At 60.2% G+C, this 16138-nt stretch carries 7 protein-coding genes and 2 pseudogenes; 6 read left to right on the plus strand and 3 right to left on the minus strand.

The features are described from left to right. Positions 1-76: 76 nt before the first annotated feature. Positions 77-10354, minus strand: coding sequence for a non-ribosomal peptide synthetase (locus RBRH_RS13905; RefSeq protein ID WP_049786543.1), 10278 nt, complete (start codon positions 10352-10354; stop codon positions 77-79). Between the two features lie 917 nt (positions 10355-11271). Here RBRH_RS13905 and RBRH_RS13910 point away from each other — a divergent pair. The 3 genes and pseudogenes from RBRH_RS13910 to RBRH_RS21585 form a co-directional block, all read left to right on the plus strand. Continuing rightward, positions 11272-11544, plus strand: coding sequence for a hypothetical protein (locus tag RBRH_RS13910; protein WP_041754802.1), 273 nt, complete (start codon positions 11272-11274; stop codon positions 11542-11544). A gap of 67 nt (positions 11545-11611) precedes the next feature. Continuing rightward, positions 11612-11821 carry a transposase gene (locus RBRH_RS21470; RefSeq protein WP_041755025.1) on the plus strand — a complete coding sequence of 70 codons (210 nt, stop codon included), beginning with the start codon at positions 11612-11614 and terminating at the stop codon, positions 11819-11821. A gap of 99 nt (positions 11822-11920) precedes the next feature. Further along, a pseudogene (locus tag RBRH_RS21585) lies at positions 11921-12043 on the plus strand (HPP family protein); the annotation flags it as partial. A 789-nt stretch (positions 12044-12832) separates the two neighbouring features. On the opposite strand, the gene RBRH_RS19365 reads toward RBRH_RS21585, so the two are convergent. Together RBRH_RS19365 and RBRH_RS19370 are read right to left on the minus strand one after the other, a co-directional pair. Beyond that, entirely contained in the window at positions 12833-12976 is a 144-nt protein-coding gene (locus tag RBRH_RS19365; protein WP_013428734.1) for a hypothetical protein, read from the minus strand. Between the two features lie 284 nt (positions 12977-13260). Then, a complete protein-coding gene (locus RBRH_RS19370) occupies positions 13261-13866 on the minus strand; it encodes a hypothetical protein (protein ID WP_232509382.1) in 606 nt (201 codons plus the stop codon). A 1153-nt stretch (positions 13867-15019) separates the two neighbouring features. On the opposite strand from RBRH_RS19370, the pseudogene RBRH_RS20600 reads away from it, so the two are divergent. From RBRH_RS20600 to RBRH_RS13945, 3 genes and pseudogenes are all read left to right on the plus strand, one after another. Then, positions 15020-15241 (plus strand): annotated as a pseudogene (locus RBRH_RS20600) (hypothetical protein); the annotation flags it as partial. Positions 15242-15375: 134 nt separating this feature from the next. Further along, positions 15376-15684, plus strand: a complete 309-nt coding sequence (locus RBRH_RS13940) for a DUF1488 family protein (protein WP_041755027.1) — start codon at positions 15376-15378, stop codon at positions 15682-15684. Positions 15685-15771: 87 nt separating this feature from the next. After that, complete coding sequence (locus RBRH_RS13945; protein ID WP_041755028.1) at positions 15772-16131, plus strand: DUF3564 domain-containing protein; 360 nt, start codon at positions 15772-15774, stop codon at positions 16129-16131. Positions 16132-16138 lie beyond the last annotated feature (7 nt).

Here is a 16138-nt window from a genome sequence, read left to right on the forward strand (position 1 = left end):
GACTAACCATGGCCATTACCGGTTGGCGCGATCGAATCCGCGCTTAAGGATATTGAGCATTTCTGCACCGTAAAATTTATCGTACCGCATTCGTCTGTCCTTGAGCTTGTTGATTCTCCAATTCATTTAGCTTGCGGGCTAGAATGGGACCAATGAGGGCCGTTGATTCCGGCTTGAACATTTCTCCATGGCTGCAGTGAACATTGCAAACTTCGATATTCCCACACACATAAGGGTTCCACGCATCGGGTGAGACGAGCGTTTCATCTTCAGCCTCTACTACCGTGGCTCGAAACAATAGCGCATTACCGCCATACTGCGATGGAGAATAATCTTTTATGATACGAGAATTATTCTTTACAATTTCCTCGGTTTTTTCCAATAAATGCTCATCCATCGCCGAGACTAATTCATTGCCATAGTGGTGGGCGAATACATCTCTAACCATCGCCTTGTCAAGTTGGTTTTCTTTCTCTGCAAAGGCGTTGCTGCCCACAAGAGGAGTACTATCCAGTAACACCAGCAACGCCACTTTTTCGCCTTGGTGCTCGAGTCGAACAGCCATGCTATGCGCCACTATGCCACCAAAGCTCCATCCTAATAAGCAGTAAGGCCCTTTGGGCTGAACACGGCGTATGTGCTCAAGATAGTCTGACACCATCTCGTCAAGAGTAGACGCAAGCGGGCTTGTTCCATCGAGCCCGCGAGCCTGCACACCATAAAGGGGCTGATCCGTGTGAAGGTAATTGGACAGCCCCATATAGCTCCAGCTCAAACCCAATCCGGGATGAATGCAGAAAAGAGCAGGACGGCTGCCTGTGGGCTTAAGAGGAAGCAGAACAGAGAACGAATTTTCTTGAATCCCGTCACGCTTAACTAAATGGCGTGCTAAGCCTGCGAGGGTGGGTGCCTCAAACAGCGTGCGAATAGCAAGGTCAACTCCTAACGCTGTGCGTACACGATTGATCAGGCACATGGCCAACAGCGAATGGCCCCCGAGCGCAAAGAAGCTGTCATGCCGACCCACACGTTCGACACCCAATAGCTCGGCCCAGATCGCTGCGAGCGTCGTCTCCAACTCGCCTTGCGGTGCTTCATACGCTTGATGCGCCAGCGCCTGATCATCCGGTGCGGGCAGCGCACGCCGATCGAGCTTGCCGTTGGGCGTCAGCGGAAACGCATCCAGCCGCACAAACGCGCTGGGCACCATATACTCGGGCAGGCTTGCTGAGACATGCGCGCGCAGCGTGCTCGCGAGTGGCTCGTCCGCTTCAGCCTGCACATACGCCACCAGCCGCTTATTCGAACCCTCGCCTGTTGCCAGCACCACCGCATCACGCACCTGCGGATGCGCCGTTAAGCACGCTTCGATTTCACCTGGTTCAATGCGAAAGCCGCGGATCTTGACCTGCTCATCATTGCGCCCCACAAACTCCAGATTGCCGTCCGGTAAATAACGCGCCAAATCCCCAGTCTTATACAGCCGTGCACCCGCGTCCTCTGAGAACGGATCGTGCACAAAGCGCTCGGCGGTCAGCGCCGGGCGGTTCAAGTAGCCGCGTGCCACCCCGACGCCACCAATATACAACTCGCCGACCGCGCCCAATGGCACCGGCTGGCCGTGCGCATCGAGCAGATAAACGCGCACGTTCGCAATCGGCCGACCAATCGGGACCTCACCGCTGAAGTCACGTGTACCACGCCATGCTGTGGCACAAACGGTCGCCTCCGTGGGGCCGTAAGCATTAAAGACCGTGCCTTGGTCGGCCAAGTTTCGAATCAACGTTGCACTGGGCGTTTCGCCTCCCAAAATTAGAGTTAAAGGCGTATGCAGGTTAGGCAGCCCCTCGCCATTTTGAAGCAGCGCAGGAGGTAAGGCGACATGCGTGATCTGGTGTCTGGTCAAATAGTTCCATAATCCGTTTCGATCATGCCGGGCCGTCTCAGGAGATAGATACAAGCTTGCCCCGCAACCTAAAGCTGTAAAAATGTCGGAGGTGCTTACATCGAAACTGAACGAAACAAACTGCAAAATGCGGCTAGCTGGCTGCACCCCAAAACAGGCAATCTGCGCCAGAGCAAGGTTCACCACGCCCCGATGCTCGACCATCACGCCCTTCGGGGTGCCGGTCGAGCCCGACGTATAGATCACATACGCCAGATACCGGGCCGTCAGCTCGGCGATCGACGGATTCGTGTCCGGCAACGCCGGCAGGGTGGTCGGATCGAGCACCGTGCACTCGACCAGCGCTGCCTCGCCCAACGCAGCGCGCCCAGCCGCATCGGCCAGCACAATGTTCGGTGCCGCATCGGCGAGGATGTGCGCCAAGCGCTCGCCCGGATAGCTCGGATCGAGCGGCACATACGCGCCCCCAGCCTTCAAAATCGCCAGCAGCCCCACGACCAGCGCGGCACTGCGCTGCACGCAAATCGCCACGCACGTGTCCGGCTTAACGCCCAGCTCGATCAACTGGTGCGCGAGGCGATTGGCTTGTGCGTTCAGCTGCGCATAGCTCAGTGTCTGCGCTTCATACACCAGCGCTGGCGCTTCGGGCGTGCGCTCAACCTGCGCTTCGAATAGCTGGTGGATGCATAAGTGCGACGGGTAATCCCGCTGTGTCGCATTCCACGTGTCAAGCAGCAACTCACGCTCCGCCTCGGGCAGCACCTGCAACTGCTGCACGGCGATGTCGGGCGTCGCCTCGAGCGCATCGGCCAAGCTTTGCAGCGCCTGCTGCATATACGCGCACACTCGCTCGGGCTCCAGCGGCGGCACGCTCTGGGCCGTTAGACCCAGCGACTGCCCAAAGTCCTCCACTGACAGCCCGATTGGATAATTGGTGCGCTCCTGCGCGCTGAGCAGTTCCACACCCGGTAGCCCGCTGCGCTCATCCGAGCCCATCGCATTGTGCCGGTAATTGAGCAGCGCACTAAAGAGCGGCGTGCCCGCCGGCACGCCACTGCAGCGCTGCGCCAGCGCCAGCGACGCGTGCTCATGCTCGAGCAACGCCGCCAGCCGCGCATGCGTCGCATGCACGGCGGCCTGCACACTGCCCTCCAAATCCACGCACAGCGGCAGCGTATTGATAAACAGGCCCATCGCACGATCAGCACCCTCACCCGCTTGCATGCGCCCGAACAGCACCGTGCCAAACACCACGCGTGGTTGGCCACTCGCGCGTGCGAGCACCTGCGCCCACGCCAAGTGACACAGGCTCGCTAAACTCACGCCCAGGCGCCGCGCATGCGCACGCAGCCGATTGTTCAACGCCGACGGCAGCATCCGGTGTGACTCGCTCACCTCACTGCCGTCGCGCTGTACCTGCGCGAGCCCAAACGGCAATGTCGGCTCCACATCCGCGAGCAGCTCGGTAAAAAAGTGTTCGTGTTCGGCTTGACTGACACCCAGACGCGCTTGCGCGACCAGGTAGCGGAACGGCTGCGCCGGCGGCAGTGCGTCGCCTCGACCTTCGATGAACGCGCGCACCTCCGCGTGCATCACGTCCAGCGTCGAGTGATCGCTGATTAAATGGTGCAGCCGCTGCATGAGCAGCCAGCGCCCCCTACTGTCCTGTGCAATCGCACAGTGCAGCAGCGGCGCTTGCGTCAAATCCAGACGCGTGTGACGCGGATCAAAGCGCCGCGCCAATTGCTCCGCGATCGGCCCGTCAGCGGCGTCCAACGTCAACTCAGTGACCGGCAGCCGCGCGTGGCGCCACACCACTTGCGCGGGCATGGACACGCCTTCCCAGACGAACGCGGTGCGCAAAATATCGTGGCGATCGATCACYTGCTGCAGCGCGTGCAAATACTGGTCAAGCCGCTCACGACTGTCGAAAGCCAACTGCACCATCAGTAGATACGGATCGCCTGTGCTGGCCAGCAGATGGTGAAACAGCAGCCCGTCTTGCAGCGGCGACAGGGCATAAATGTCCTGAATATTAGCCACGCCACCGGACACTTGCTCGACAATCTTGTCAATGTCCGCTTGCGTCAGCTCAATGAGCAGCAGCATCGACGGCGTAATCGCACTCGTGTCGGGCGTGATCGCGTTCGCAGGCACCGCCACGTCACAATGCTCACCCAACGTCTGGGCCAACGCGCTGAGCACCGGCGTGTCGAACAGCGCGCGCACGGATAACCCGACTCCCCGACGCCGCAGGCGCTCAATCAACCGCACCGCGAGCAGTGAATGGCCCCCGAGCGCAAAGAAGCTGTCGTGCCGACCCACACGTTCGACACCCAATAGCTCGGCCCAGATCGCCGCGAGCGTCGTCTCTAACTCGCCTTGCGGCGCTTCATACGCTTGATGCGCCAGCGCCGCGTCATCCGGTGCGGGCAGTGCACGCCGATCGAGCTTGCCGTTCGGTGTCAGTGGAAACGCATCGAGTCGCACAAACGCGCTGGGCACCATATACTCAGGCAGGCGAGCCGAGACATGCGCGCGCAGCGTGCTCGCCAGTGGCTCGTTTGCTTCGGCCTGCACATACGCCACCAGCCGCTTAGCCGTGCCCTCGCCTGTTGCCAGCACCACCGCATCACGCACCTGCGGATGCGCCGTTAAGCACGCTTCGATCTCACCCGGTTCAATCCGAAAGCCGCGAATCTTGACTTGGTCATCGTTGCGCCCCACAAACTCCAGATTGCCGTCCGGTAAATAACGCGCCAAATCCCCGGTCTTATACAGCCGTGCACCCGGCTCACCCACGAACGGATCGCGCACAAAGCGCTCAGCGGTCAGCTTCGGGCGGTTCAGATAGCCGCGTGCCACCCCCGCGCCACCAATATACAGCTCACCGACCGCACCCAGTGGCACCGGCTGGCCATGCGCATCAAGCAGATAAACTCGCGTGTTCGCTACCGGCCGGCCAATCGGGATGCTGGCGTTTGTTTCCGAAACGGACGTGATCTTGTAAGTCGTCGCAAACGTGGTGCTCTCAGTCGGACCGTAACCGTTGATCAGCTGCTCAGGAGGTGACTCGCGCATCACTCGCGCAACCAACCTCGCACCCAACACGTCTCCTCCGACAATCAATACCTTGAGTTGAGAGAAGGCCGTGTCCACCTGTGCGGCCATCTGATTAAACAAGCCAACGGTGAGCCACAAGATGCTGATGTGCTGTTCGCGCAAAGTGTGCGCAAACGCAGCGGGCATTAGCACCGTGTCATGATCGATCACCACAACGGTGGCGCCATTCAACAGCGGTGCCCACACTTCAAACGTGCTCGCGTCGAAAGCCGGGTTCGCTGCGAACGCCACACGATCACCGGTGCAAATGTCAACATAGTCATTGTTGATGACCAACCGCGCAATCGCATGATGCGGCACCATCACGCCCTTCGGGGTGCCGGTCGAACCCGACGTATAGATCACATACGCCAGATGCCGGGCCGTCAGCTCGGCTACCGACGGATTCGTGTCCGGCCACGCCGGCAGGGTGGTTGGATCAAGCACCGTACACTCGGCAATCACCGCCTCGCCCAACGCAGCGCGCCCGGCCGCATCGGCCAGCACAATGCTCGGTGCCGCATCAGCGAGAATGTGCGCCAAGCGCTCACCCGGATAGCTCGGGTCGAGCGGCACATACGCGCCGCCGGCCTTCAAAATCGCCAAGAGCCCCACCACCATCGCCGGTGAGCGCTCAGCGCAGATCGCCACCTGCGCATCCGGCTTGACGCCTAACTTGATCAACTGGTGCGCGAGGCGATTGGCTTGTGCGTTCAGCTGCGCATAGCTCAGTGTCTGCGCTTCATACACCAGCGCTGGCGCCTCGGGCGTGCGCTCAACCTGCGTTTCGAATAGCTGGTGGATGCATAAGTGCGACGGATAGTCCCGCTGCGTCGCATTCCACGTGTCAAGCAGCAACTGACGCTCGGCCGGTGACAGCAACTCAAGCGTTGCAACCGGCTGCTGGGGGCGAGCCACCATGGCGCGCAACATCGTCTGTAGATACCCGACGTGCCGCTCGATCGTGGATCGGTCAAACAGCGCCGTCGCATACCCTAAGCTGCCAACGACCTCCTCGCCTGCCTCAGATAAATTCAGCTCGAGATCGAACTTCACTGCGTCATACTCCAGCTCCGCCGGCGTGGCCGCGAGCCCGGGTAGGCGCCACTCGCCTGGCGCATTGTTCTGCCACGCCAACATCACTTGAAACAGCGGCGTATGATTCAAGCGACGCGGCGGCTGCACGATCTCCACCACTTGCTCGAACGGTAAATCCTGATGCGCTTGCGCATCGAGTGTCGGGCGCCGCACGCGCGCGAGCAGCTCTGCGGTATCAGGCTCGCCCGACAAATCCATGCGCAACGCCAACGTATTGACAAAAAAGCCAATCAACGGCTCGATCTGCGGGTGGTTACGATTAGCGCTGGGCGTGCCGATGACCATGTCGTGCTGACCTGACAGACGCGCGAGCACCGTGCTCCATGCAGCGAGCATCGTCATAAATAGCGTCGTGCCGTGCTCAGCGCTTAAGCGCTTGAGCGCTTGCGTGGTGGCCGCATCAATGCGCACCGGCGCCTGTGCGCCGGCAAACGACTGTTGCGCCGGGCGCGGCCTGTCGGTCGGTAGCTCAAGCAGCACCGGCGCATCCGCGAGCGTCGCGCGCCAATAGTCACTTTGCGCCTGCAGCCGCTCACCTGTGAGCCACTGTCGTTGCCACGCCGCATAGTCCGGATACTGAACCGCCAACGGCGGCAGCGGATCGGCTTGCGCCCCGACGCTTGCGGCGTACAATGCGCTCAACTCGCGCGCGAGCACCCCGATCGACCAGCCGTCCGACACAATATGGTGTTGCGTGATTAGCACCACGTGTTCCTCATCGGCCACTTGAATGCCGCATGCGCGCATCAACGGGCCCTGCGCTAGATCGAACGGCGCGTGCACGGCTTCGTGACTCAAGCGTGCCAGTTGTGCCTGCGCGTGCGGCACCCCGCGCAGATCATGCCAGCGCAGCGGCACGCCCGTGTCCGCCGGCAGCAGCCGTACCTGCGGCTGACCCTCGACGCTCACAAACGTCGAGCGCAACGCTTCATGACGCGCGAATAGCGCATCGAGCGCCTGCTGCCATGCCGCTCGATCCAGCGGCCCGCGCACGTGCAGCGCCAGCGGCGTATGATACGACTCACTGACTCCATCGAGCTGCGCGAGGAACCACAGCCGCTGTTGTGCGAACGACAGCGGCAAACTACCTTTGCGAGACACCGGTGTGATCTCGGACAGCGCATCGGTGCCTTGCTGCAAGTGGGCTTCGAGCGCCGCGGCAAACGCGGCCAACGTCGGTGTGGCGAACAAGGTCGCCAGCGGCACGTCAGCGCCCAGCCTTCTGACCCGGTTCATCAACCGCACTGCCAGCAGCGAGTGGCCCCCGAGCGCAAAGAAGCTGTCATGCCGACCCACACGCTCGACACTCAATAGCTCGGCCCAGATCGTCGCGAGCGTCGTCTCCAACTCGCCTTGCGGTGCTTCATACGCTTGATGCGCCAGCGCCTCGTCATCCGGTGCGGGCAGCGCACGCCGATCGAGCTTGCCGTTCGGTGTCAGCGGCAACGCATCGAGCCGCACAAACGCACTGGGCACCATGTACTCGGGCAACGCGGCCGCCACATGTGTGCGCAAGGTACCGGCCAACGCGTCATCGGGCTCGGCCACCACATACGCGACCAGACGCTTGGTGCTGCCTTCTCCCATGGCCAGCACCACCGCCTCGCGCACCTGTGCATGCTGGGCCAAGCACGCCTCGATCTCGCCTAGTTCAATGCGAAAGCCGCGGATCTTGACTTGATGGTCGTTGCGTCCCAGGAACTCCAGATTGCCATCGGGTAAATACCGTGCCAAATCCCCCGTCTTGTACAGTCGCGCATCGGGCTTGTCTGAGAACGGATCACGCACAAAACGCTCAGCGGTCAACTCCGGGCGGTTCAGGTAACCGCGCGCGACGCCCACGCCGCCAATATACAGCTCACCGACCGCACCCAACGGCACCGGCTTCTTGTGCGCGTCCAGGATATAAAGCCGAGTATTGTCAATGGGACGACCAATCGTACGCCAGTTATTTTCTTCGTCGATGACCTCATGCACGGTGGCGGTCACCGTCGTCTCAGTCGGACCATAAACGTTGAACAAACGCGGTCGGTAACCTGCCCCCGCAAACCATGCGCTTTGTGCTGACACGCTCAGCGCCTCTCCACTAATCATGACCACGCGCACATTGTCCGGAACAGGGACTTTTTCCTGCGCCAATTGGGACCAAAATTGGGTAGGTAAATCCGTCACGCTCACACGGTTCGCCTTGCAAAGCGCCCAAAATTGCTGGGCCCCAGCTAACCAAGCATCGGTGCGTAGCACCAATGCCGCACCCTGGGTCAACGTGACAAAAATCTCTCCGACCGACGCATCGAAGGACAGCGACGAGCATTGCAACACCCGGTCGTGCGCAGTGACGCCAAGTTTTTGAGTCATGGACGTCACAAGGTTGACCGCGCTGCGATGTTGAATCATCACCCCTTTGGGCTGGCCCGTGGAACCTGACGTATAAATCACGTAGGCCAAGCTCTGTGCAGTCAGTGTCAATTCAGGATTGCGTGCGCTTTGGCGTGTCCACTGCGCTACATCAGCCTGCAAGTCCAGTACCGGCACTCCGGCTCCCAGGCATTGCGTCACTGCGGCAGGCGGAGTGCCAACGCTCAACAAGGCTACGGGCGCACTGTCCGCCATCATATACGCTAAGCGTTCTGGCGGATACGCGGGATCGAGCGGCACGTATGTACCGCCCGCCTTTAGAATCGCGAGCAGTCCGGCCACCATCGCCGGTGAACGCTCGACGCAGATCGCCACCCGTGCATCGGGCTTGACGCCCCACTCGATCAACTGGTGCGCGAGGCGATTGGCTTGTGCATTCAGCTGCGCATAGCTAAACGTTTGATCTTCAAACACCAGCGCTGGCGCCTCGGGCGTGCGCTCAACCTGCGCTTCGAACAACTGGTGAATGCATAAGTGCGACGGATACGCCCGCTGCGTCGCATTCCATTCAACCAGCAGCCGATGCCGCTCGTCAGCGTCGAGCAGATCGATGCGGTCAATCGGTTGCGTGGCATCGGCTGCGAGCACTTGCATGAACCGGATAAACCGGCGCTGATGCGCGTTAAGCGCCTCTGTCGTGTAGCATGCAGGATTGGCATCAAAGTCAATCCGTAATTGGCGGCTATGGGGTGTCCAATAAACACCAAGCATCAGATCGTCAACCGGACCAGCGAGCAGATTATGGTTCGTCGATGCATGCCCGCCAAACGACAGCGCGTAGTCAAACGGCATCACGTTGACCGTGGTACCAAACAGCCGCTGCCCGGGCGCCAGCCCAAGTTGACGCTGCAGCGCTTCGCTCGGGTAGCGTTGATAGGGCAGTGCGCTTTGGATTTCCTGCGCCGCCTGCCGCATCAACGACAATAAGTTCATCTCCGGCTCGACGCTAAACCGCAGCGGCACCGTATTGGCCACCATGCCAGGAATGTGCTGGTCTGCCCCTAATCGGGCAGTCATGGGCAAACCGAGCACCACGTCCTGCGCGCCGCTCATCCGATGCAGATACGCGGCTAGCGCGGCGCTCAAGAACTGCGCCAGCCGGCCCGCATCCAGCACATAGTCGTCCACCCATTGGGTAGCCAGGTACGTCGTCTGACGCAGCCGCTGCTGTAAAGCCGGGGCTGCGCGGCTTGCCAGCGTCACGGGCTCAGGCCAATGGGCGCAGTGCTGAAGCCAATACGCTTCGTCTTGTGCTCGTTGGGCCGATGCCTGATATTGCGCATCACTTTCCAATAGCTGTCGGATCGAGCCAAAATTACATGCCGTCGGCGCCTCTCCCGCGCACAGCGCGCTATACACGTGTGCAACGCGTTGGGCGATCAAGGACTGGCCATAGCCATCCATCATGATATGGTGATAGCGCTGGTACCACATCCATTGCGCGGGCGCCACTTTCAGCAACGCATAGCAAAAAAGCGGTCCCTGCATTAGATTCACCGGCTGCTGATAATCGGCCCGCATCCACGCCTGGGCCGCTGCTTGAGGATCGGTTTGTGCCGTGAGGTCCAGCACCGGCATCGACCATGCGGGTGCACCGATCCTCTGCCGCAGCCCGTCATCGCTATCGATAAATTGCAAGCGCAGGGTGTCGGCCTCGTCGATCACTTGACGCAATGCCGCTTCAAACACGGCCGGCTCAACTGCACCTTCGATCACCGTGTACTGCGCAATGTTGTACACGGGGCTGTCTGGATGCAGCTGCTGCGCGAGCCAAATCTCCGTTTGAGCAGCGGATAATGCATACGTAGTGAGCATGACGCTGACATCCATAACACAGCTCCGATTCATGCGACCGAGCGGCCTGATGTTTAATAGGTGTACGAATAAATATTAATACGATAATCAGAATCTATCGTTGCGCTTCAGGGACCACGACGGCTTTGATGACACGTAGCGTGTAATTTTTAGTCATTCACTGCGGCGACCAGGGCCACTCATCACACGCGTCAGTGCGCCGTTCGTGTCACCTGGCCGGCCAGTGATCACGGCACGACCAATTTATGTCAAGCTTTAGCAAAAACGCTGAGTATCACGCGCGTGACGCTGCGCGCAAATTAACATTACAGTCGGTCAAGCAAGACGGTTCAAAAAACAGGGCAAGCCAGCGCATCGCACAGGCGTGGCGTCATTGGGTTCAGTACTGCGTACTGCTTCATTTTCCCGCCAGACATCACTTTTATGTAGCCATACGACTACGGCAACGCACTCGTTCTCTGGCCCATCAGCTCGACATTAACTGCTTCACGTCTCGCAAACACTGTGCCCAGCTGTCAGGAGCCGCTACAAAGATTCAGGTCATTGCAACGCTTAGCGCCGAGTTGAAAGACTATAAAGCGCCCGCCATGATGCACTCAAGTCCATTATCTTTTCTTAAAACGACAGTTCTTGAATGAATGAAACGATAAAGTTGAAACTCGCAAACAAAAGCGGAAGGCAAGCCATTGCGGTTCGCCACTGTGCCAACCTATCAGCGAGGCTTGGCACGCACTTAGCTCAGACTGCTGGGGCAGCAGAGCGCATTAAATGCTGTTAAGTGTGAAGCCACCGCATTGCTGGCATAACAGCGTCGCCCTTCGATTACAGACCATCACAATCGCATCATCGTATTTTGCGCCCTACATCATTCTCACCGCCCATCGATCATCGTGGGCGCCGCTACCTCATCCGTCAGCGTACAGCGATCCGTTATGAGCGTGAGTCCTTGGCATTACCTTGCTGACCATGACACTTGGGGTTATCGGTATCACCTTTCCGATTCTGCCCAGCCTGCTGCGCGCGCTCAGCACCACCGAGCCAATCTTCACATCCTGCTGGACGCCTATGCGTTGGCGCAGTTGCTATGTTCATCCGTACTCGGCGCGCCCAGTGATCACTTCGAACGCCGCCCGGTGCTGCTAGCCTCGTTAATCGGCGGGGCGGCGATTAACTCTGCTGTGATGGCCATCGCGCCTACACTGTGACCGCCTGATTGCCAACATGACTGTGAACCGACCCCGGAAAGTTGGACGCTAACCTCTCGGGGGCTTCATAAGCAGGTACACCGAGCAGCAGAAGCTGCGAGTAGTTGAGGATTATTTGTCGGGTCAGTCGGGCCTGAAGACTGCCGCCAAGCGGCATGATGTCGATATTTCTGCGGTGCGCAGCTGGGTGGCAGCATATCGCGAGCATGGGTGCGTCGGGCTCATGAAGAAGCAACGTGTTGACTACAGTGCCGAATTCGAGCTGGCGGCCCTTTAACGGGCCGCTGTTCGCGGCCAGCCATCGGCAAGCGCGGGTCATCCTAAACGGCCTGTTCACCTGGCTAGTAGACGCCGGCTACCTGCGCGGCAACCCGATGGCGCTGCTGCGCCAGCGCGCCAAGCGCTCAGCCCCACGCGCGCCGACCTCAATGCCGTGTTGGCACGGCGCAGTGAACTGCTTGACATCAACCCGGACGACCTTGAGGAAGTGCTGCGCGAAGCGATCCGGTACAACCGGCAGTGCAGGTAACTGCGCAGCGGTGCAGCGGCAGCGGCAGAAGGTGGCGCGGAGCCCATTGTGCGGCAACTGCTCAGCGATGGCTGCCCCAGGTACATGCGTTGCTGGATAACAATGAGTTAATACGAAGAAGCAGGATCACCTTATGCGTATCGCACTGAAACGTATCGCGCCGCAACGATCGTCGGCCTGTCGTCGCTCGACTCGGGCATCACTGTCGCGTAATACGCGCAGCAGCCGCACGCCGATCCGTTCCAAGGCTCCGGCATCACACGTCAACAGCAAAAGAACGAGTTGCTGCTATTAGAGCGTAATGGATACCAGCCAAGTAGCAATAGCCCGTATTACCCAGAAGACATCCAGCGTGCAGAGCAGCGCGCCCATAACGGCACGGGTGGCGTTAGCCCGGGAAGCAGCAGCGCTGGCTCGCCGGCCAAACCTAGCCACCAGGACAACGGCGGCAACGCTGCCCGATCGGCTGTGCCGGGCAACGATATGGGCAACGGGATAAATCCAGGCGGCGTGTCGTTAGGTACGCGCTAATCGCCGGCGCCGCAACCGAGGCGCCGGGCGAGCCAGCTGTGATGCGGCGTGCGCAAACGCCGTGACGCTGCGCGAAGTTGCGTATCTCGCTGGCCACGATCGCAAACGAGCGTCCCGCCTCATCTACAAACGAGCGCTCCGCTTCATGTAAGCGGTGCAAACGAAGCGCCCCGTCGTGCATGCGCGCATACAACGCTTGCGCGTGCGCGACCTCTTCGCGCGGCGGCTTCACGCGCACGCTAAGGTAGCAGACCATTCGCCCGGTCCGATGACCGGCGTGACGCTGTCCAGCACCCAGTCATCGTCGCCGTTCTTGCAACGGCTCTTAACCAGACCGCTCCATTGACAGCCATGCTCAAGCGTGCGCCACATGTCACCAAACGCCCTCTAAGGTCATGTCAGAATGCCGGATGATGTGGTGTGGCTGGCCGATAGATTGTTGGAGGTCATGTCACCGAGCCTTCACAAAAATTGACGGCTTGGATATCCAACTGGCGGATGCCGATGTGGGGCCGGCCGTGGCCACCTTGCAACCATGGATGCCGCACCGGGCCGGGCCGTCTGCGGCATCCGGAACATGGCCAACCAGCAGCGTGCGGCGCCACGGGAGCGTAGCCGGACATATTGGTCACCTATGACGTCCGCGATGGTCCACGTCAATCGCGCGGTGTCGGCGACGGCAGTGTTTCGAAGTCCCAAGCGATACTGGCATACGCACGTGCGGCCCGCTGGGGATCCGACGACCGTCGAGCATCGTCGAAATCATGCGCCGGTCCGACTGTCATCGACGCCACGCCATTGATTAGAGAGCCAACACAATTTACCACAGCAAGGTACGTCTCACCCGATTTGAAATGTTCAATGGCATCGCGTCCGAATACCCTGCTTTCGACCAGATGCGCCCCCGTATGGGTTTGCGTACCAGAGCGCAACCCTTCCATATTCGCAATAACCCCATCATGCGCGCGATCCGATATGCCGATGTTCTGTTTCTCCAATAGGCCACTGATTTGTTGCACCACGGGGGGATAATACTTCGCTTCAGGATGCTGGGCAAAACAGGCGGCCTGGCTCGTCACATTTCTGCGCCTTGCCATCGACGTGCGGCATGCGAGCGCAGGCAGTTCAGCCAGCACGCCCTCTGGCTTTGAACCGGCACGTGCCTGCCGCTGTCCCGCGACTTCACTACCTGTATTCAGCTCATTGTGAAACGACAAGGAATCCACCTGCGCCGAGCCTGGACTGATCGTATTGACTTGCATGGGGAGCCTCACTAATTGAACTGTCAAATAAAGGCATCTGACTTGGCGGAAATGCAACGCGCATCTATTTAACACCCTCAGTCAGTGCCCAATCAGGTTAGGTCCGCACACGTAAATTAATAGCCAGGATGGCGATCTAAGCGCTGTCTTCGCGAAGTCTCGGCAAGACTATGATTATTAATTAGATACCCTAATTAACATACTACTAATAGTTGTCAAGACAACGATACAGAAGACGCGACCAATAGTCCTGCGGCACTGCGTCACAGGATGGCGACAGCGTATAATCGACTTCTTTGCGAGATAGATTAGAGACCGCTCGAACGATGGGCCATATACGTGATCGCCTGGTCAGCACGCCCCCCTTGTGGTGAATCCGTATAAACGTCTTTTCGACCAGTGCGTCACCCGCCCTTAACGTTGCTCCGCTGCCAATGGATCGTTAACCGGCATCACCCATGCAGGAGACAGCATGCGCGGCATACCCGATATTGAGGTCATGTCATGGCAGCAAAGCGCCTACCGTCGATTCGCGTGATGGCCCACACCCTGCAGGTGCCCAAACCAACGATTGGGGACGCGTACGACCGGCTCGTCGCGCACGCACGATCACTGCTCCACGCGGATCCGGCTTCTACGTATCGTCGCGCGCCGCGCCGCTGTCGCTCATGGACATCGGCCCGCGCCTGGATCGTGCGATCGATCCGCTATGGATCGCGCGACAATCGCTTGAAACCAGTTCGAACATGTTGACACCCGGCTGCGGCTCGATGCCGCATCGACTGGATGCCCGAGGCCGGCGTGCGCCGCGCACTGCGGTCGCTGGCACGCGATGGATCGGGCCGGGATAGCTTGACCGGGTGCGCGTTGCACGCCACTCCCGAAAAACCTCACCTTTGTGGCGCCCGCCGCTGCGCCACATTGAAATCCTACACTCTTGTCCCGAATGCGCTCACCTCTGGGATGTGGGGCGCATGCCTGCGTCACGCTCGCGCGTCAGCGTGCCGCATCAGCGCAATCCGCCTGTTACAACTTCAGGCGTTTGCATACGGCCATGATGCCCACGCATGGTCGCCGTGGGCCGTTGCTCTACGCAAAGGCGCCGTCATTGCGCCGGCGCCCCGACGAACCCACAGGAGCATTCGAATGGAGCATGCCATGTCCAGCAATTCCGCACCTGCGCGCGCTCGCGCTCGCCGCAGCTGTACCCGCCGCGCTGGCCGCGTGCGTGGTGGAGCCCACGCACCCGCCGCAACCAGCCCTCGTCGTCGAGGTGGTGCCAGGCGCTCCCGCGCCGGGATACCATTGGGTCAGGGGTCACTACCGGTGGGGCTACAACCATGGAAAATGGGTGCACAAACACTGGGCACCCGTTATTGATTTTCTTGCTTTTCGCGCGCCAGCAGCTACGATCATTCAAATAGGGGCCGGCAGAGCGCCCAGCCCCGGGTGATGCGCCGTCGCGCGGCCGTGCGCACCACCTCCGTCCGCGCCACGTGGGAGCCTTTCATGGAGATCACTTTCGTCAATACCCCGCCGGAATTCCGCGGCTGGAATCTGACCGTGGGGTTCACCGCGAAGGTCGATGACCGACAAGTCGATTGCTCGATCTCGGCAGAAGCACTCGAGGACCATTTTGGTGCGCAGTCGCCTAATCCGGGCGACCTGTTGGCGGCGTTCGACCGGCACCGTTCGGCGATCGAGCATGCCGCGCGCAACGTGCTTCAAGTTTCGGATTCCAACGAGATCTTGTTGCGTAGCGGCTACTTGCGCTTCCAGCAATGCCGCAAAGCGGCACGCGCGATACAGCGTGGCTGAGGCCGCGCCCCTATCACGTCGGTTACGCTGGTTCGCCGGTCACGGTTGAGATCAGACGGTGTCCCCGCCAATCGCGAGGAGCACATGATGCACTTGACAATCCTAGTTAACGGTAGCGATCCGCAGGCTCGCGACGACTTCGCGGTATTGTGGCCTGATATTGATGAGCGTGTCTGGTCGCGTGAATTGCACAGTGGCATCGATCTGCCATCGCGGGGACGACGGCACGACGAGGACGACACAATGCTGCTGTGCAGCCCCGAGGAAAACGCCCCGCTGTGCACGCTGCACGGCTTGCGCTTTGGGCGCGGCGTGCGCGCCGCAATCGAACATGGCGCCGCGGCCTGGGTCAGCACCCGCAGCGGTGAGCCCGCGGACGGCCGCTGGCACCTGCAGGCGATCGAGCGCGACGTCAAACCGGCCGAGCACAGCGCATTGTGCCGCTAACACGGCT

It is taken from the genome of Mycetohabitans rhizoxinica HKI 454 (assembly GCF_000198775.1).
Taxonomy (GTDB): domain Bacteria; phylum Pseudomonadota; class Gammaproteobacteria; order Burkholderiales; family Burkholderiaceae; genus Mycetohabitans; species Mycetohabitans rhizoxinica.

What these genes read in the sequence shown, in the direction of transcription:
- RBRH_RS19370 (WP_232509382.1), bottom strand. Translation starts at nt 13,866, where the DNA reads ATGCAAGTCAATACGATCAGTCCAGGCTCGGCGCAGGTGGATTCCTTG.
- RBRH_RS13910 (WP_041754802.1), top strand. Translation starts at nt 11,272, where the DNA reads ATGAGCGTGAGTCCTTGGCATTACCTTGCTGACCATGACACTTGGGGT.
- RBRH_RS13945 (WP_041755028.1), top strand. Translation starts at nt 15,772, where the DNA reads ATGCACTTGACAATCCTAGTTAACGGTAGCGATCCGCAGGCTCGCGAC.
- RBRH_RS13940 (WP_041755027.1), top strand. Translation starts at nt 15,376, where the DNA reads ATGGAGATCACTTTCGTCAATACCCCGCCGGAATTCCGCGGCTGGAAT.
- RBRH_RS19365 (WP_013428734.1), bottom strand. Translation starts at nt 12,976, where the DNA reads ATGTGGCGCACGCTTGAGCATGGCTGTCAATGGAGCGGTCTGGTTAAG.